Origin of the sequence: Aquimonas voraii, assembly GCF_900101825.1 — a bacterium.
GTDB classification, from domain to species: Bacteria; Pseudomonadota; Gammaproteobacteria; order Xanthomonadales; family Xanthomonadaceae; genus Aquimonas; species Aquimonas voraii.
The window spans coordinates 469,249-486,865 of sequence record NZ_FNAG01000002.1; the positions used below are offsets into that span (position 1 = coordinate 469,249).

General features: G+C 68.6%; 17 protein-coding genes. 4 read left to right on the plus strand and 13 right to left on the minus strand.

The window, feature by feature from the left end; all coding sequences use genetic code 11:
• The first annotated feature begins 34 nt into the window (after positions 1-34).
• On the plus strand, positions 35-790 hold the full coding sequence (locus tag BLP83_RS18190) for a hypothetical protein (protein WP_143006569.1): 756 nt from the start codon (positions 35-37) through the stop codon (positions 788-790).
• Positions 791-1,323: 533 nt separating this feature from the next.
• Positions 1,324-1,668 (plus strand): hypothetical protein, encoded by a 345-nt coding sequence (locus tag BLP83_RS06640; protein WP_218121210.1) that lies wholly within the window; start codon positions 1,324-1,326, stop codon positions 1,666-1,668.
• A 94-nt stretch (positions 1,669-1,762) separates the two neighbouring features.
• On the opposite strand, the gene BLP83_RS06645 is transcribed toward BLP83_RS06640, so the two are convergent.
• From BLP83_RS06645 to BLP83_RS06680, 8 genes are all read right to left on the minus strand, one after another.
• Positions 1,763-3,064, minus strand: a complete 1,302-nt coding sequence (locus BLP83_RS06645) for a DUF58 domain-containing protein (RefSeq protein ID WP_091240396.1) — start codon at positions 3,062-3,064, stop codon at positions 1,763-1,765.
• The gene (locus BLP83_RS06650) at positions 3,061-4,062 is read right to left on the minus strand and encodes an AAA family ATPase (protein ID WP_091240399.1); all 1,002 of its coding nucleotides are present in this window, start codon (positions 4,060-4,062) and stop codon (positions 3,061-3,063) included. Before BLP83_RS06650 ends, BLP83_RS06645 begins: the two co-directional genes overlap by 4 nt.
• Positions 4,059-5,261: a DUF4350 domain-containing protein gene (locus tag BLP83_RS06655; protein ID WP_091240402.1), complete on the minus strand. Its 1,203-nt coding sequence runs from the start codon at positions 5,259-5,261 to the stop codon at positions 4,059-4,061. Before BLP83_RS06655 ends, BLP83_RS06650 begins: the two co-directional genes overlap by 4 nt.
• On the minus strand, positions 5,258-6,970 hold the full coding sequence (locus tag BLP83_RS06660; RefSeq protein WP_091240405.1) for a DUF4129 domain-containing protein: 1,713 nt from the start codon (positions 6,968-6,970) through the stop codon (positions 5,258-5,260). The genes BLP83_RS06655 and BLP83_RS06660 overlap by 4 nt, the downstream gene beginning before the upstream one ends.
• Positions 6,960-7,985: a stage II sporulation protein M gene (locus tag BLP83_RS06665; RefSeq protein WP_091240407.1), complete on the minus strand. Its 1,026-nt coding sequence runs from the start codon at positions 7,983-7,985 to the stop codon at positions 6,960-6,962. The genes BLP83_RS06660 and BLP83_RS06665 overlap by 11 nt, the downstream gene beginning before the upstream one ends.
• Positions 7,982-8,686, minus strand: a complete 705-nt coding sequence (locus tag BLP83_RS06670; protein ID WP_091240410.1) for an RDD family protein — start codon at positions 8,684-8,686, stop codon at positions 7,982-7,984. Before BLP83_RS06670 ends, BLP83_RS06665 begins: the two co-directional genes overlap by 4 nt.
• Positions 8,687-8,896: 210 nt before the next feature.
• Positions 8,897-9,331, minus strand: a complete 435-nt coding sequence (locus BLP83_RS06675; RefSeq protein ID WP_091240413.1) for a glycine zipper 2TM domain-containing protein — start codon at positions 9,329-9,331, stop codon at positions 8,897-8,899.
• Positions 9,332-9,482: 151 nt separating this feature from the next.
• Positions 9,483-9,893 carry a hypothetical protein gene (locus BLP83_RS06680; protein WP_091240415.1) on the minus strand — a complete coding sequence of 137 codons (411 nt, stop codon included), beginning with the start codon at positions 9,891-9,893 and terminating at the stop codon, positions 9,483-9,485.
• 129 nt (positions 9,894-10,022) lie between these two features.
• On the opposite strand from BLP83_RS06680, the gene BLP83_RS06685 reads away from it, so the two are divergent.
• On the plus strand, positions 10,023-10,805 hold the full coding sequence (locus BLP83_RS06685; protein WP_091240418.1) for a tRNA threonylcarbamoyladenosine dehydratase: 783 nt from the start codon (positions 10,023-10,025) through the stop codon (positions 10,803-10,805).
• 260 nt (positions 10,806-11,065) lie between these two features.
• Positions 11,066-11,287 (plus strand): hypothetical protein, encoded by a 222-nt coding sequence (locus BLP83_RS06690; protein ID WP_091240421.1) that lies wholly within the window; start codon positions 11,066-11,068, stop codon positions 11,285-11,287.
• A gap of 183 nt (positions 11,288-11,470) precedes the next feature.
• Here the strand turns inward: BLP83_RS06690 and BLP83_RS06695 are convergent, their stop codons facing one another.
• From BLP83_RS06695 to glk, 5 genes are read right to left on the minus strand one after another with little or no spacing between them, the layout of a single operon-like run.
• Positions 11,471-11,977: a gluconokinase gene (locus tag BLP83_RS06695; RefSeq protein WP_091240424.1), complete on the minus strand. Its 507-nt coding sequence runs from the start codon at positions 11,975-11,977 to the stop codon at positions 11,471-11,473.
• Positions 11,974-14,346 (minus strand): GH36-type glycosyl hydrolase domain-containing protein, encoded by a 2,373-nt coding sequence (locus BLP83_RS06700; protein WP_091240427.1) that lies wholly within the window; start codon positions 14,344-14,346, stop codon positions 11,974-11,976. The genes BLP83_RS06695 and BLP83_RS06700 overlap by 4 nt, the downstream gene beginning before the upstream one ends.
• Positions 14,347-14,360: 14 nt before the next feature.
• Positions 14,361-15,752: an MFS transporter gene (locus BLP83_RS06705; RefSeq protein WP_091240430.1), complete on the minus strand. Its 1,392-nt coding sequence runs from the start codon at positions 15,750-15,752 to the stop codon at positions 14,361-14,363.
• Between the two features lie 10 nt (positions 15,753-15,762).
• The gene (locus BLP83_RS06710; protein ID WP_176764041.1) at positions 15,763-16,482 is read right to left on the minus strand and encodes a sugar-binding protein; all 720 of its coding nucleotides are present in this window, start codon (positions 16,480-16,482) and stop codon (positions 15,763-15,765) included.
• 59 nt (positions 16,483-16,541) lie between these two features.
• A complete protein-coding gene (gene glk, locus BLP83_RS06715) occupies positions 16,542-17,555 on the minus strand; it encodes a glucokinase (RefSeq protein ID WP_091240434.1) in 1,014 nt (337 codons plus the stop codon).
• Positions 17,556-17,617: the final 62 nt, after the last annotated feature.

A 17,617-nucleotide genomic window follows, 5' to 3' on the forward strand; every position in this document is an offset into this window, starting at 1 on the left:
CCCGCGTTACCTCGAACGTTAGGCTCTATCAAACATGCTCGCAACTGCCATCGCACACTTTAATGCTGACATTGATCGCGCCAAGTCTCTTCGGTTGCATGCAATCACGCTTCCAGCCGGAGTCTTGCAATCCGACATACTTAGAGCAGCTTGGATGATGGCTGTAGGTGCATGCGATGCCTACTTCTCCGATGCATATGCAGATCTTGTTTCACGAGCAATCCGCGCAAAAGAGCTGCAGCCTGGCGTGTGCATTCCTGACAGACTCAACAATTTGAAGTTGCCCGTCACCGCTCTTCTGAGGCCAGCCAATGGCGGATGGAGGTGGAGAATGGCCGCACGCGAACTTATCGAGTCAGAGAATGTTCTTTCTCTAGAGAAAATACGCAGCCTGTTCAACCACTTTTGCCGCCCCACTCACAAGCTGATTATTAAGTCGACGCTCGGCCACTGGATCACTCATCCAACAGCCAAGAAGCGCATGTTTGGCGTTTCATCGGCTGAGTACTCTGCCGCGACATCGAGCCAACAGAACAAGCTCCGCGAAGATGCTATGGAGCACTTTGAGGGACATTATGGCGAGATATTTCAGAGACGCCATGACTGCATTCATAACTGCGACAGGCCAAAGCAGGCGCTCCAGCCTATCGGAGGACCGGAGGTGCTCAAGCGAATAGAAGACGTGGAGTATCTTGTCCGCTTGTGCCACTCAGAGCTCCTCGTCGAGTTCCCCGAGTACCTGAAGGGACTAGGTTTCAGTGGGGCGATACGAGCACAGGTGTGCCAGTAGCGCCTAACAATTCATGTATGGACTCCCCCGTCAACCGCTGACGAGTCGGCTGTACTTTGCTTCCTGCTGACCCGCTCTTCTTGCGCCTGAGCAAGCGGCTGCATTCGTGTATTCGGCCTTGTCGAGCGCGGTGGCTCTAGCCATGATGGAATCCGCGAAGCAGGGCCATTCGTTCAAGCCGCATTCGCTGTGCCAGCACTATCGGCGTATCTGCTTCAGGGGCCGTCGCACAGGCATCAGGTTGAAGCGGTGCAGCGTCTTAAGCGTGGAGGCGTGGGATCCAAGGCGTGCATGACTGGCTGCTCCCAGGTGCACGATGTCCGAGGGCTGTTTGCCTCAGTCTGATTCGATGATGCCGGATGGAGATGCGGAGTGGAGCCCGTTCGATCATCCAAGCCGCCGCCTTTCTGCGGCAAGACCTCACTCAACCCTCAGGCCTGCAGGAAAAAATGGACACATCTCAGACGTATCTGGAACCTACCCAGGAGTCGGGTCGGGCTTTCTTCACGCGCGGCATTGCCGGCGCCGTGGTCATGCTGAACCTGCTGCGCTTTCGGGCTGTGGCGGATTACTCGGCAACGCCGGAGCTTGCGCCGGCTTCGCCCATCAGCGGAGAGGCCGCCTATCGCCTTTACATGGAGCACACCCTTCCGTTCCTCAAAGCATCCGGGGGCGAGATTCTTTTCCATGGTCGCGGCGGCGGGTTCCTGATCGGTCCGAGCGATGAGCGCTGGGATGCGGCTCTGCTCGTGCGTCAATCCAGCGTGGCCTCGTTTCTTGAGTTCGCCTCCAACCAGGACTATCTCGCGGGCATCGGGCACCGTCTCGCGGCTCTGGAGGACTCGCGTCTGCTCCCGCTGGTTGAGACGCTGGCCTAGCGATCCCGGCGGCGGTGGCTTCCATGGGTCCGGGCCTGCGGCACGTCCTGCATCGCCGCGGCCGGCCTGAAGCGGGTGCGGTGGTGCGCGGGGCCTACAGGCGGCCGGCGCGCTTCATCGCCAGGTAGTGGTCGACCAGCGCACCTGGCAGCTGGGTGGCGGTGACGTCGAGCACGGTGGCGCCCTGGGCGCGCAGTGCGGTGTGGACGCGCTGGCGCTGCTCCAGGTACTGGGCGGCCGCGCTGGCTTCGAGGGCGGTGTCGACGCGTTCGGGCGGCTGCTCCAGCAGTTCATCCAGCATGGCCTCGCGCAGGCTGGCTACGCAGACGAGGTGGCGGCGTTGAAGCTGGCGCACGCCGGCCAGCAGATCCTCGATGTCTTCGTCGCGGGCATTGGTGACGATCAGCACCAGGGCGCGGCGCGGCTGGCGCGCGCCCAGTTGCATGGCGGCTTCGATGTAGTCGGTGGCGACCGGCTGCGGCTGCAGGTCGTAGACGGTGTCGAGCAGGCGGTCGATGGCGCCGAGGCCGCGGGCTGGCGGCATCCAGCGCGATTCGCCGCCGCTGGCCATCAGTCCCACCGAGTCGCCCTGACGCAGGGCGATGAAGGCGACCAGCAGGCTGGCGTTCAAGGCGTGGTCGAAGTGGCTCAGGCTGCCGTCGTGCGCCAGCATGCGGCGGCCGGTGTCGACCAGCAGCACCACCTGCTGGTTGCGTTCGTCCTGGTAGTCCCGCGAGATCAGCTTCTGCGCGCGGCGGGTGGCCTTCCAGTCGATCTGGCGCAGGCTGTCGCCGGTGCGGTACTCGCGCAGCTGGTGGAACTCGGTGCCTTCGCCGCGGCGGCGGTGCTGATGCGCGCCGATGACGCGGCTGGCGCGATCGGTGCCGACCAAGGCGAGGTGGCTGACGCGGGCGAAATCCGGGTAAACGCGAACGGCGCTGCGCAGCGGATGCATGAAGAGGCGTGTCCACAGCCGCCAGGGCGAATGCAGGCGCAGGGCGCAGCCCTCGAAGTGGGCGGCGCCGCGCTGCTGCGGATGCAGGGTGTAGGCGAGCACGCTGCGCCCCTGAGCGGGCAGGCTGAGGCGTTGCGGAAGATTCTCCACAGTCCACTGCGCGGGGTGCAGGTCGAAGACCTCGAGGCGCTGCGCTTCAAGACCGCCGCTCAGCGCGAGCTCGACCGTCAGCGGATGGCCGACCGCGACCACGCGCGGCAGGCGGCGCTCCACCGCCGGGATCGGCAGCAGGCGCAGGCGCGCGAAGTCGATGGCCGCCAGCGCGAGCACGAAGACGCTGGCGCCCAGCAGGGGGCCGGGGCCGGACAGCCCGAATGCGAGCGCCGCGCCCGGCAGGGCGAGCAGGCCCAGCGCCAGCACCAGCAGGCGGGTGGGCCTCACTGGCGTGGCGCCTCCACCTTGAGCAGCAGGGCGTCGAGTACATCGTCGATGCGGCGGCCTTCGATCTGCAGTTCGGGCGACAGGCTCAGGCGATGGCGCAGGGCCGGCTTGGCGATGCTGCGCAGGTCGTCGGGCGTGACGAAGTCGCGCGCCGCCAGCAGCGCCTGGGCACGCGCCGCACGCACGAGCGCCAGGCTGCCGCGCGGGCCGGCGCCCATCGCGAGGCCTGACCACTCGCGGGTGGCGCGACAAATGCGCACTGCGTAGTCGAGCACCACCGGGTCGACGCGCACCTGCGCCGCCGCCTGCTGCAGGCCGAGCAGGGTCTCGGGCTTGGCCACCCGGCGCACCCGCGAGAGGTCGAAGTCGTGCGCGATGCGACCGGTGCTGACGGCTTCGACCATGCGCACCTCGTCGGCATGGCTCGGGTAGTTCATCAGGATCTTGAGCAGGAAGCGGTCGAGCTGGGCTTCCGGCAGCGGGTAGGTGCCTTCCTGCTCGACCGGGTTCTGGGTGGCGATGGTCATGAAGGGCGGCGTCAGCGGGAAGCTGCGCGACTCGATGGTGACCTGGCCTTCCTGCATCACTTCGAGCAGGGCGGCCTGGGTCTTGGCCGGCGCGCGGTTGATCTCATCCGCCAGCAGCAGATTCGTGAATACCGGCCCGCGGCGGATGCGGAAACCCTCGGTCTTGGGGTCGTAGAAGGCGTGGCCGCTGACGTCGCTGGGCATCAGGTCGGGGGTGAACTGGATGCGCGCGAAGCTGCATGAGACCGCGGCCGAGAGCGAGCGCACCAGCAGGGTCTTGCCGAGGCCGGGCACGCCCTCCAGCAGCACATGGCCGCCGGCCATCAGCGCCACCAGCAGTTCGTCCAGCACCTGCTCCTGGCCGTAGAAGGCGCCGCCGATCTGCTCGCGGATGGCAGCGACAATGGTCGAGGCCTCGGCGGTGCCAAGCGGGGGCGCGGGGACGACGGCGGGTGGGGTTTCGGTGCTCATGGGCGGGTGCTCAGTCGATGGAGGGTGCGCACGGCCTCGGCCAGGGCGGCCGGGCGGTCGATGCCGAGGCCGAACAGGGCCAGTTCGACGGCGGGGGTAGAGAGCCCGTGGCGCGAGGCCAGGGCCTGGGCCAGATCGCGCGCGGGCAGGGCGGCGATCTCGGGGGAGGACAGCGCCAGCCGCTGCAGCACGCGCTGGCGCAGGGGTTTCAGCAGGGCTGTGCCCTGATGGCGGCGCAGGGCGAGTTCCGCGGCCGCACGCAGGTGCTCGCGCAGGGCGCGACGCGGCTGCGCCACTTCCGGCTGCAGCGGCCCGAAGCGCTGGCTGTGCAGCCACAGCCAGGCGAGCAGGGCGAGCAGCAGCGGCAGCAGGATCGGCCAGCCATGGCGCACGATCAGCACGTGCAGCGGCGGCAGGTCGGCCGAGTAAATCAGCAGCACCTCGGGCCCGGCTTCCAGCGCCGGCGCCAGCACCTGCCAGGCGAGCGCGGCATGGCTGTGCGAGCGCAGCGCGTGGGTTTCCAGAAAGCCAAGCTCACTGGCGAACATGATCCGCCCGGCGCCGTGCGGCAGTCGCGCCAGCAGCCAGCCATCCTTGGCATTGCCCCAGCTCCAGTCGAAGCGCGTGTCGTCGAAGTTTTCGCCGGCCAGCAGGCGCAGCGAGGCGCACCATCGCGTGTCGCCGCCGCGCAGGGCATCGAGGTCGAACAGGTCCTCCAACGTGGGCAGCTCGGGCGCGCCGCCGCGGGCCCGCTTCGCCGCCTTGAGTGCGGCTGGCGGCGCCCGATAGTTCCAATCGATGCAGGTGTAGCCCGGCACCGTGAACAGATCGAAAAAGTTCAGCAGCGGGGCCGAGTCGTCTTCGCCGGGCGGCAGCGCCACCACCAGCTCGCCGCCGGCATGGACCCAGTCGAGCAGCGTGTCGCTGGCGCTCTGCGACAGTCCGCGCAGGTCGCCGCTCATCACGACGAGGCCCGGCGGCCTGGGCAAGGCATCCGCGCGGAATACCGCCTGGGTGTTGACGGTGAGCCCGCGCGCGCGCAGCACCTGCTGCAGCCCGTACAGCGGATTGATGCGCGCCTCGCCGCTCAGGGGCAGTGCGCGGGTGACTTCCTTGAGCTCGAAAGTGCGCCACCACCACAGGCCGAGTGCGGTGAGCACCAGCAGCAATAGGCCGACGATCAGGTGGCTGCGGCTCATGCGGACGCGCTCCCGACAGCCGCGTTCTCGCTGCGACGCCAGGCGTCCACCAGCGCATCGAACTCCGCTTCACTGGGCAGGCGATCGGCATAGGCGGCCGACTGCCAGCGCTGCACGATGCGCGGGAACACGCCACCGAAGCCCTGCGCGCCCAGCCGTCGGGCGCGCCGCAGGCAATCTGCTTCGGTGCTGCCTGGCGGCAGCGGCTCGCCGGTGGCTTCGGCGACGCGCTCGACGCCGCCGGCATACAGCAGCGCGAGAGCGGCGCGACGCTGGCCCTGCGCCCACAGCGCCTGGGCGGCCTCGAGCAGGTTCTCGGGCAGAGGCTCGGGCGCCTGGGCGGCGTCTTCGTGGCGCTGGCGCGGGCCATGGCGACGCTCGATCTGCACGCCCAGCACCGGCAGCCAGCGGCGGTGCGTGGCGATCAGCAGCACCAGCAGGGCGGCGGCGAGCAGCCAGAGGATGTTCTCCATGACGAAGGCGAGGCCGCGACCGAGACTGTGCAGCCAGCCGATCTCTGTGCGTGGCGGCTGGCGGCGCGCTTCCGGCTTCTCGCGTGGCACCCAGATCGTCTGCGTGCTGACCGGGCTCAGGGCGTCCTGCTCGTAGACCTCGGCCGCCTGCGTCACGAAGTCATCGGTGCCCTCGCGATACTCGTGGGCGAACACCTGGCGCAGTCGATCACCGCCCTCGGGCTTCACATCGCTCGATCCGCCCGGGCCGACGTGGTCGTAGCGGGTGGGCGCTTCGGGCCGGGTGCGCAGGCTGGGCTCGGTGTCATCGAAGGCCTCTTCGACTTGGGGCGCGTCCGCCGCAGCCTCGTCCCGTGCCTGTGCCTGTGCCTGTGCCTGTGCCTGTGCCTGTGCCTGTGCCTGTGCCTGTGGCGGCGCCGCCAGCGAGAGGCTGAGCAGCAACAGCAGTGGCGCCAGCAGCGCGAGCGGTGGCTGTCCGTGGCCGGTGATCCGCGCGACCAGCCGACGGAAGCCGAGTTCGATGTCCCAGGCTTCGATCTGCGTGCGGCGGTTGAGGTAGAGCGCGAAGCCGGCACCGACGTAGAACGGTGCGATCAGGCTGGCGCCGATCCAGAAGATCAGGTTGAGCAGCAGCTGCGCCCACAGCGGTGGTGCCTCGAACAGGGTTTCCCACAGCGCTTGCGCGGCGGGTTCCATGAACTCGATCGGGGTCAGCGTGAGTGCCAGGCCGATCAGGCCGAAGGCGAGCACGGCCTCGACGTTGGCGCAGACCAGCAGCACCAGTGCCGCGGTGCCGCTGGCGTTGCGCGCGAGTGCCTGGCGGCGTGCGCGTCGCAGCGGGCCGCTGACACCCTCCAGCAGATCCACCGGCATCAGCAGCGCGCGCGAGGGCGAAAGCCTCAGCCACAGCAGCCAAGGCCAGATCGAGCGGGCGAAGTGGAATTGACCGCGCAGGGTTTCGCGCATGCCGGGTGCGGCGCCGAACACGCCGCGCGAGAGGACATACAGCGGCGCACGCTCGAAGGCCGGCTTCAGCCACCAGAGCAACAGCGGCGGCAGCCACATCAGATCCAGCCACCAGGCGGCCGCGTTCAGCACCGCAAACACGGGCAGGGTGGTCGCCAGCCAGCTCAGCCAAACCACGCGGGCATGACGGCGGGTGAGCGCGAAGCCCAGTTCGACGGCCTCCCAGCCCGAGCGCGGGCGCAGCAGCACGGAGAGATCGTCAATCCGCATGCAGACTCCCGCGGCCGCGCCCGGCCAGCAGCAGCCAGGCGAGGAACAGCACCCACAGGCTGATGCCGACCGTGTACTTCACCAGTGCGGGAATCGAGCCGATCGACGACCAGAAGGCTTCGATGAAGGCCGCCAACACGAGCATGGCGAACACGCCGAGGATGATCCGTGCGCCGTCGATGCCGGTCTCCTTGAAGGCGCGCAGACGGCTGCGCTGGCCGGGCATGAGCAGGCTGAGACCCAGCTTGATGCCGGCCCCACCCGACAGCACGATCGCCAGCAGTTCGGGCGCGGAGTGGCCGGACACGAAGCGCCAGAACGGGTCGCCAAACCCGATCGCGGTGAGATGGCCGGCGGCGCTGCCGTGGAAGACGCCGTTGAACACGAGGGCGAAGGCCGCGCCGATGCCGGCGATCAGGCCCATGGCGAAGGTGCGGAAGCCGATGCTGACGTTGTTGAGGATGTAGAAGCCGAACATCTGCAGGTCCGAGCCGCTGTCGCGCCCCAGCCGCGTGTGTTTGGCGGCGGGGTCGTACATCGCCTCCATCTGGCCGAGCTGCTCATGGCCCATGATCAGCGGGGCCAGTTCGGGCCGGTACTGCAGTAGCACCAGGCACACCAGGAAGGGCCCGAAATAGAGCAGGCCCGCGGCCAGCATCACCCCGTGCCAGGCGCGCACGCGCTGCGGAAACTCGCGGGCGAAGAAGTCGAGGATGCGGCCCAGCCGCGCGCGCGGCGGACGGTACAGCGCCAGATGCCCGCGCTCGGCGAGATGGCGCAGACGTTCGATCAGGGCCTGGCCGTAACCGCGGCGCTCCGCCAGGGCCAGCTGCTGGCACAGCCGGCGGTAGGCGGCAGGAAACTCGAGATCGGCGAGCGCCTCGACGGGCGCGGCGTCCGGCAGCGGTGGCGGTGCTGCGGGCTTGGGCGCGCTGCGTCGCGGGCCCGCACTCAGCCAGGCCTCCAGACGATGCCACTCGGCCGCATGCAAGGCCTCGAACTGCGCCTGCTTCATCGGCGCCCTCCGCGCTGGCCGGTCAGCGCCGCCGCCATGCCCAGGACCTGCTGCAGGCCGGCTTCACCGGCGCGGCCTGTCAATGGCTGCAGCAGCCCCGACAGCTCCAGTTGGCGCTCAGGGCTCAGCTGTGCGTGCCGCTCGCCGAACTCGATCAGGGCCTCGCGCTCGCCGCGCTGCAGCGGCGGCGGGTCGACTGGCGTTGCCGAGATCGCTGCGTGCGCCCGCGGTGGCGCCGGCACGTGCACCACCAGAGTGCCGGCGGCCATGTCGCCCAGCCGGCGGCTGCGGCCGTCGAGGAGGCTGGTCACGACACCAACGGCATAGCCGAAGGGCAACATGTCGAAGGTGCGCAGCAGGTTGCGGGTGGCCGAGGCGACCCAGCCGACCGGCGTGCCGTCGGCGTGCACGACGCGCAGGCCCAGCAGCTTCTTGCCCGGCGTCTGGCCGCGCCAGAACAGTTCGAACAGCACCGGGTACAGCCACATCAGGGCAAAGACCGCGATCATGTGCAGGCCGCTACCGACGTTTCCCATGAACAGCAGGGCCATGCCCAACAGCCACAGGACCGCCAGCCGCAGCACCAGATCGACCACCCAGGCGATGGCGCGCGGCGCCATGCCGGCGGGCAGCAGGTGCAGGCGAATGCCCTCGGGAGTTTCGATCTCGATGCGGGTGTCGAGCAGCGGGCGCGCATTCATGCGGTCACGCACCTGCGCAGGATGGAAAGGCCGCATGCGGGCCACAGCACGCTCATCGACACCGCAAAACGTCCCCGCGAAAGAAGTATGCCAGCGGCGGAAGGCGCGAAGCCGGCGACACCGCACTGTAGCGGGGGAGCCTGCAAAAGCAAGCCCCGCCGCGCGATGGCGCGGCGGGGCCCGGGTGGCGTTGCAGCGGCGGCTGGCGGACTACTGCAGGCGGGCGCGAGTGCCGGTCACGCGCACATAGCTGCCCTCGCGGATGCCGTTCAATTCCGGCTGGGTGACGATGATGCGGCGACCGTCGTCCATCAGTACATAGATCTCGTAGCGCGGCGCCGAGCGCGAGTCCTTTTCCAACTCGTTACCCACGACGCCGCCGGCGATCGCGCCCGCCACGGTCGCGGCCGTGCGGCCGGAGCCGCCGCCGACCTGGTTGCCGACCACGCCGCCGATGATGCCGCCCAGCACGGCGCCGGCGCCGGTCGATTCGCGCTGGCCGTAGACGCGGTCAATGCGCTCGACCTGGCCGCAGTCGTAGCAGCGCGCATAGCCGTCGCTGGGACCATAGCTGCGTGGCGCGGTGCTGACACAGGCGGAGAGCAGCAGGGCAAGGGCGGCGGTGATCAGCAGTTGGATGCGCATGGGAAACCTCGTCGCGGTGAGCAGTGTCGGAACAGTGGCCGGATCAGATCGGGCCGCGGCTAGACCCTGAACGCCCTCGGCTGAACCGCCCCTAGCTCCGGAGCCATGCGTTCAGGCGCCGTCTGGTGCTATCCAAAGCGCGTGGAGCGACTCAGCCGCGGCCGAAGTCGCGATGGCAGCTGTCGCAGCTGTTGTGCACGGCCGTGAGCGCCTCTTTACGCTGGGCGCAGCTTGCGTCGGCGGGCAGGGCCAGGGCGGCATCGAGTCGATCGCGCATCTGTTGTGCGTGGCGGCCGAACATCTCGGGCTCGAAGCCCTGGTCGCGGAACAGGGGCTCCACGTCGTCGGCCATGCCGCGCATTACCTGCAGCTGCCGCTCGCCGTTACCGGCGCTGCAACCCCCTTCGATGGCGCTGCGCGCCTCGCCCAGCTGGTATTTCAAGGTCACCATGGCGGCGGCGTGCGGGCGCGCGCCCTTCTTGATGCTGCCCAGGTTGAGGAAGGTGGCGGTGAGCATGGCGCCAGCCAGGAGGCCGACGATCAGCGACAGCAGGATCTTCATGCAAGGCGACCGGAGCGGTGCAAACGGGGCCGGAAGCATAGCCCAGCTCTCGTGCCGGTCCGTGCTGTGTGCGTCGGCCCCGCGCGGCCGGCAGCGCTAGAATCCGCGCCCGGCCCGAGACCTGTTGCCATGACCGATTCGAATCTGCGTAGCCGCTTCGCCGGCATTGATCGTCTATACGGTGTCGGCAGCGTCGAACGCCTGTCGCGCGCGCATGTCTGCATCGTCGGGGTGGGCGGGGTTGGCTCCTGGGCGGCGGAGGCGCTGGCGCGCAGCGGGCTGGGGCGGCTCACGCTGATCGATGCCGACGACATCTGCCTCAGCAACGTCAACCGCCAGCTGCATGCGCTGGACGGCGAGTTCGGCCGACTCAAGGTCGAGGTGCTGGGCGAGCGCCTGCGGCGCATCAACCCCGAGATCCAGATCGACGCACTCGCCCAGTTCCTCACGCCCTCGACCCTCGATCCGCTGCTGCTGCGCGGCTACGACGCGGTGCTCGATGCCTGCGATGCGTTCCGGGTCAAGGTCGAAATGATCGCCTTCTGCCGTCGCCGCAAGATCCCGATGGTGGTCAGCGGCTCGGCGGGCGGGCGCGCCGACCCCACCCTGATCGAAGTGCGCGACCTCTCGCGCACCGAGCACGACGCGCTGTTGGCGCTGGTCCGCAAGAAGCTGCGCGGTGAGTTCAACTTCCCCAAGAACCGCGACCGCTACTTCGGTGTGCCGGCGGTGTTCTCGCGCGAAAACGTGCGCTACCCGCAGGCCGACGGCAGCGTCTGTGGCTTGCGCCCGGAAGGCGGCGACAGCCTGGGCCTCGACTGCGGCGGCGGTGGGCTGGGCGCGGCCACGCACGTCACCGCCAGTTTCGCGTTCGCTGCGGTGGCCAAGCTGATCGAGAGGCTGCTGCGCTGAGCGCGCCCCGCGCGATGGACGGGCGTGATCGATTTCCACGCCGGGCTGCGAATGGATGCCTGCAGGCACCCCGCATCGCGTGATCGTGGAGGCGGGTGTTTGCAGTCCGTGAGCCCGTGGCGACTGCCGTCTGCCGCTCTCTTCAGGGGGTGGCGGAAGGCATCGCTTCCGGTGATGTGGACGCGGTGTGTGTCGAGGCGTCGCAGCAAGGACTGCTCGCGTCGACACCTTGGACCTCTAATCCGTTCAGGAGTACTGCAATGATCCGCAACACGCTTTTCTCCGCCGCTTTCGTCGCTCTGGTGGCCTTCGCCGGAGCGGCTCCGACCACTGCCCATGCCTATGTCGGCAACTCCGATACCACCACTGTCTGCATGCCCGTGTATCCGGGCTGGATGCAGTGCACCGAGTACGGCGACAACTTCGAGATCATCCGCCAGTACTTGATTCGCGACGACTCCGGCGTCGGCTACATCTTCTGAGGTGCTGCGGCTGCGGGCGCTGTCTGCGCCCGCAGCCGCGAACTTCTCTACCCAAGCCCGCGTGGCGCGGCGCGCACCGCTACCGGATACGTCGAGCCCGGGTATGGGGGCCATCGCGAGGTGCGGCCCACAGCGCAGGGGATGCCTCGAATCCGCCAGGGCCGAATTCACCCAGGGCCGAGTTCAGGTGTCGCAGCGCTCCAGCTCGATAAGCGCCAGGGTCACCAGCTCGCGTACCGGCAGCCTTGCGTCCAGACGGCTCACATCGATCTCGCCGAGCGGCCATTCGAGCGTCTCGAACTGGCTGTCGACCAGGCTCGCCGGCATGAAGTGGCCGCTGCGTTGCTGCAGCCGCTCGCGTGCGCTCTCGGGGTTGATCTCCAGCAACAGGAAGCGCGTGTTCCAGCCCAGCGCGCGCAGCCATGTGCGATGCGCACGGCGCAATGCGCTGCAGGCCAGCACGCAGTCGTTGCTGCGCGCGCGCAGGGCGCTGCAGATCGAGGCCAACCAGGGCTCGCGCATCGCTTCGGTCAGGGGCTGCCCTGACGCCATGTGCGCCCGGTTCGCCGCGTTGTGGAAATCGTCGGCTTCCAGCATCGACCAGCCCAGTCGCGTGGCCAGGGCCTGCGCCAGCGTGCTTTTGCCACAGCCGCTGACGCCCATGCAGACCACCAGTCGCGGCGCAGTCATGGCATCGGCACCCGAACTTCGATGCGATAGCGCTGACCAGGCTGCAGCCCGCCGAGGCGAGGCTCGGGCAGCGGAACGCCATCGACGCAGAGCAGCAGGGGGCCCGCGTGTCGCAGGTACTCGATGTCGAGGACGCTGCCGCGGAAGCGTCGGCTGGTCCGCGCCTGCTGCCAGGCCTTCGGCAGCTGCGGATCAAAGCGCAGACCGTCGCGCTCACCGTGCAGCCCGAACAGGCCCTGCAGCAGGGCGCGCAGCAGCCAGGCGACGGCGCCGGAGTTCGGAAGCTGGCTGCTGCGGCCCGCGGTGTGCGGATGCAGCCGATGCGCGCCGCGGTAGTAGTTGGGAATGAAGCTCGGCAGCTGGCCGCGGGCCAGCGCGGCTTCGGAGTCCGCACAGGGCAGCAGCTGCCGCAGCAGGGCGTAGGCGCGATCGCCTTCGCCCACCGCGTACAGCCCGTTGATGTGGAAGGCGACGGCATGGCTGTAGACCGAGCCGTTCTCGGCCGAGCCCGGAAATTTCTGGGTGACGCGGCCGATGTCCTCGTGCAGGCGGGTGAAGGGCGGATCACACAGCGCGAGTCCCGAAGGCGTCTGCAGATGGCTGTCGACGGCTTGCAGCAGGCGCTTGCGCTGATCCATCGACGGCAGCCCCGCCAGCAGGGCCCAGGCCTGCGGATTCAGGAAGATCCGCCCCTCCTCGTCCGCTTGCACGCCGAAGCGGCGGCCGTGGTCGGTGATGCCGCGGGCGAACCAGTCGCCGTCCCACAGCCAGGTCTGCACGGCCGTAGCCAGCCCGTCGGCCTCGCTGCGCAGGAGCGCTGCAGGGGAGGCATCGAGCAGATCTGCAGCCTCATCGCAGACCTGCGCCCATACGCGCAAGCCATGCACCAGAGCAATCGACAGCCAACCCGAAACGCCACGCCCCAGATGACCCGCCATGTTCATCGGGTCGCACCAGTCGCCGTTGCCGATCAGGCTCAAGCCGCGACCGTCGCGCCGCCGCAGCAGCCAGAGCAGGGCCTGCTCGACGCGATGGGCAACGTCCCGCTCGCGGCCGTGGCGGTCGCGCACCACGCACCGCAGGAAGGCGTAGTCACCCGATTCCTGCAGCCACACCGCGAGACAGATCGGCAGCCACAGCGCATGGTCGGTATGCGGGATCTGGTTGATGTACTTGAGCTCGGCTTCGGGGTGCAGCAGCACGCCGTCGGGCAGGCCGAAGTCTTCTTCCTGCTGTTCCAGCACCCGCAGGAAGTGGCTACGGGCGAGCGCGGGCTGCAGGAGGCTGAGGCCCATGGCGTCCTGCAGATAGTTGCGGGTCTGCGGATCGGTGCAGAAGCGGTTGGCCTCGCCGAGGTAGAGCGCTTGGCGGCACAGCCAGGGCTGCACGAAGGCATCGAGTGCAGGATCGGGCGTGGACAGCCGCAGGGCTTCGCGGGCGGGCGCCAGTGCGGCCGCGCGTTCGGCGAGCGCACGCTCGAAACCATCGTCGTTGAGGTAGCGCTGACGCAAGGCGCGGATCTCGGCTTCGTCATGGGCCGGGCCGAAGGCGAAGCGCAGGCTCTGCGTGGCGCCGGCCGCCAGCGCGATGCGGTACTGCAGACACGCAGCCGGCACCTCATACTGTGCTTCGCCGCCCGCGAGCCGGTCGGAAAGCAAGGACTCCGGCGCGTGCAGGCCGCCCTCGCCCTCGAACGCGGCTTGCCGGCATTCCCAGCTGTCCGGCGGCCTGTCGTGCAGCAGCACGGTGTGGTCCTTGAGGCGTGCGATCCGCGGCCAGTCCTCGCGCTTCTGGTAGCCGCTGATGCAGCGGGCGACGACGCCGCCCAGTTCGGGCGAATAGCGCGCCGACTGGTTCATCCAGCTCATGTAGCCGAGCGGAAAGTAGAGGCATACGCGCAGGTGCCTGGGCTGCGAGCCGCAGTTGTCGAGCCGCAGCATCCACAGCTCCAGCGCTTCTTCGGGCGGTAGCCCGACCGACCACTGGCAGTTCAGATCGCCGTGCACGACCTCCCAGTCGACGCCATCGGGACGCGCGCGGAACACGAAGCGATCGGCCCCCGCGCGCACCGGCTCATGGGGCAGCGAGAACAGCGCGCCGCTGTCTTCATCGACGACGTAGACGAAGCGGCCGGGGTGGTGCGCGTAAAGCGCTTGTTCGGGCTGCAGGAAGGTGGTGGCCTCCAGCACGGGGGCGCGAGCGTACTTGCCGGGCTCGGGCTGCAGGTGCAGGGCGCTCGCATAGCCGCGGCAGTTCAACTGCAGCAGCAGGCTGCGGTTCCACAGGAAGGTGCTGGCACGCGGCATGCGCTTTGGGCAAAGCAGCTCGACGGCCTCGTCAGTGTGGCGGATCAGGTCGATGGCGGACATGGGCGTGTCGGGACTTACGGGCGCGCAGCCGCGGCGTCGCGCTCCTGCAGTTCCTGCTGGATCTGCTTGAGCCGCGTGCCGCTCAGCGGATAGGCGAAGGCGAGGGCAGCGGCGAGCAGGGCGAAGACGCCGGGTACCAAGGTCTGCAGGAGCTGGATACCGGTGGCCGACGCGCCGCTCTGGGCCTGGTTGGCGGCGTAGCCGATGGCGGCCAGCACCCACAGCAGGGCCGCCGAACCCAGCGAGCCCCCGAGTTTCTGGGAGAAGGTCGCAGCGGCGAAGGTCATGGCGGTGGCGCGGCGGCCGTGTCGCCACTCGCCGAAGTCGGCGCTGTCGGCGTACATCGACCAGGTCAGCGGCGACTTCGGCCCGAGCGCCAGGCTGATCAGAATGTTCAGCGCGAAGACCAGGGCGATGTCCTCGGGGCCGACGCACCAGAATAAGGTCGACAGTGCGGCCACGATCAGCATCAGCACCGCCAGCAGTCGGGACTTGTCGAACAGCTGGATCAGCAGCGGTGCCAGCGCAGCACCCGCGGCATAGGCCAGCATCTGCACCAGCAGATAGTCGGGCAGCAGATCCGGGCGCTGCAGCCAGTAGGTGAAGTAGTAGTAGGCCGAGCCGGCGCGCAGGGTGATCGTCAGCATGATCAGCATGGCGAGGCCAAACAGGATGAGCCATGGGCGATTGCGCAGCAGATCGCGCAGATCGGTGGCCGGCGAACTGGTCTGCGCGGGCGGCGGCGCGATGCGCTGGCGCGTGCTGGCGAAGGTGAAAGCGAACAGTCCGCAGGCGATCAGGCCGTACAGGGCCATCGTCAGCGGCCAGCCGCGCTGCGGATCGCCGTCGCCGAGCAGGTCGACGAGCGGAAGGGTGAACTTGTTAACCAGGGCGCCGCCGCCGAAGGCGAACAGGAAACGCAGACTGTTCAGCGTCGTGCGCTCTTCGCTGCGCGAGCTCATCACCCCGCTGAGCGCGGAGTAGGGCGTGCTGAGCACGGTGTAGGCCAGCATCAGCAGGGTGAAACTCGCGTAGGCCCAGACCAGCTTGCCGCCTTCGTCGAAGTCGGGGGTGCTGAAGGTGAGGACACCCATCACGGCCAGCGGCAGCGCACCGACCAGCAGCCAGGGGCGGAACTGTCCCCAGCGGGTGCGCGTGCGGTCGGCGACGGCACCCATCAGCGGATCGGTGACCGCATCGAACAAGCGGGTCACGAACAGCAGGGTGCCGGCAGCGGCAGCGCCGAGGCCGAATACGTCGGTGTAGAAGGCAGCCAGGAACGAGGCGATCGTGGTCCAGTACAGATTGAAGCCGAGGTCACCGGCGCCGTAGCCGAGGCGCTCGCGCCAGTGCAATCGCGCCTGGCGATCGCTCGGAATCGGTGCGGGCGCGGGCGATGGGGCCATGGGCGCGCGCTCAGGGCAGAAGTGCGATGCGGCCGAACACGCCGGCGTCGAGATACAGCCGGTTGCGGTCGCCATCAACCGCCTCGACCTCAACATCGGCAATCAGTCGCCTGCGCTCGCCGGGCGCATCGCTGTCGCAGTAGGCCAGCGAGAAGCCCATGATCTCGCTGGCCTTCAGCGCCCGCGGCTGCCAGTCCGCTGCCGGCGTCAGTGCGGCAGGGTCAGGGTAGATCCGGATACGCGCCTCCCAGAGCAGGCTGTGTGGTGCCGCAGGGCTACGTCGCCACGTTGATTCGACGTGCTCGATCAGCCTCAGGGGCTGGCCATCCTCGCCCATATCGACGACTTCTCCGTCGAGTGCGATGTGGTACGCGAATGCGCTGTGGTTGGCCTTGTGCCCGCCGCCGCTGGCATCCTCGTCGATCAGGATTTCGAGCGCATCATCCGCCCAGTAGTCCAGCAGCGGATCGGCGCTGCCATCGCTGAGCACGTCATCGCGGATCTCGGCCAGCAGATACAGCGCATCCTCGCGCCAGAGCAGTCGATAGCGCCCGCTGAAATCGGCCTCGTCACTCACAGGAGTGCCGACCAGCACATGGCTCAACGGATGCCAGTCAGCGACAGACCACGACGACTCGTCGGCGCGGCCATCCAGCACAGGAGCCTCCGCTGCGTAGGGGATGCCACGCGGGTCTGCAGCAGGCGGTTTGGCCTCTGCGGCGCACGCCATGAGCAGGCTTGCAACCAGTACGGCCCCGAGCTGGGGAGCACCCAGGGCGGTGGAGGGCCTCATCCCGTTAGCCCCACGCGCGCCGCACCCAGCGTGCCGATATCCGCGGCGACGATACGGAAGGTGGGCGTGCGCGAGAGCAGGGGAGAGAACCTTCCCTTGTCGATGAAGGCGGCGCGGAACAGGGCTTCGCCGCGGGCGTCAAGGACGTGTGGAAGCAAGCCGCCGGCAAGGAAGACCCCGGCCCAGCCGCCATAGAGCAGGACCGCATCGCCGGCGAAGCGACCGAGGATGCTGCAGAACAGATCGATGGCGCTGCGCGCATCCGGGTCGCCTGCACGGGCAGCCGCCACCACGGCTTCAGAGTCGGGCAGACGCTGATCGCGCCCCCTCGCCATGTGCAGGCAGGCGTCATGCAGGTTCACCAGGCCCTCGCCGCAGAGCAGACGCTCGTAGGACACGCGCCCGTAGCGTTTCTGCAGGAAGCGGAGGATGAAGATCTCGCGCTCGTCGTGCGGCGCGAAGCTGGCGTGACCCCCCTCGGTCTCCAGCACCGCGAGCCCGCGGGCATCGCGTCTGATGGCGGCAGCGCCGAGGCCTGTGCCGGGGCCAAGCACGACTTGCACGGCTGCGGTATCGAAGGCCGCACCCGGGGCGCTGCCGATCGGATGCAGATCGGCCTCGCCCAAGCCGGGGACGGCCCAGGCGACGGCCGCGAAGTCGTTGATCACCTGCAGTTCGCGGAAGCCGATGCGCTGCTTGAGCGCGCGGATCGAGAAGCTCCAGCGGCTGTTGGTCAGGATCACCTGGTCGTCCAGCACGGCCCCTGCAACGGCCAGCACGGCACGCTCGGGCACCGGCTCGCCGCTTTCCCGGAAATAGCTCTCCAGGGCGGATTCGACACCCTCGTAATCGGCGACCTTGAGGTTGCGCTGGGCGCCGAGTCGGATGCGGTCGTTGTTGCCCAGCGCCGCGGTCGCAAAGCGCGCGTTGGTTCCACCGATGTCGGCCGCGAGGCAGCGGGCCTGCAGGGAAAGCAGCGGGTCGCGTCGGTTCTCGAGCAGAAGACTCATGGGCAAGGGTTCCTCGACGGCGCGCTGTTGAGGCTGCACGGGTATGCTTGCGGGCACGCGGC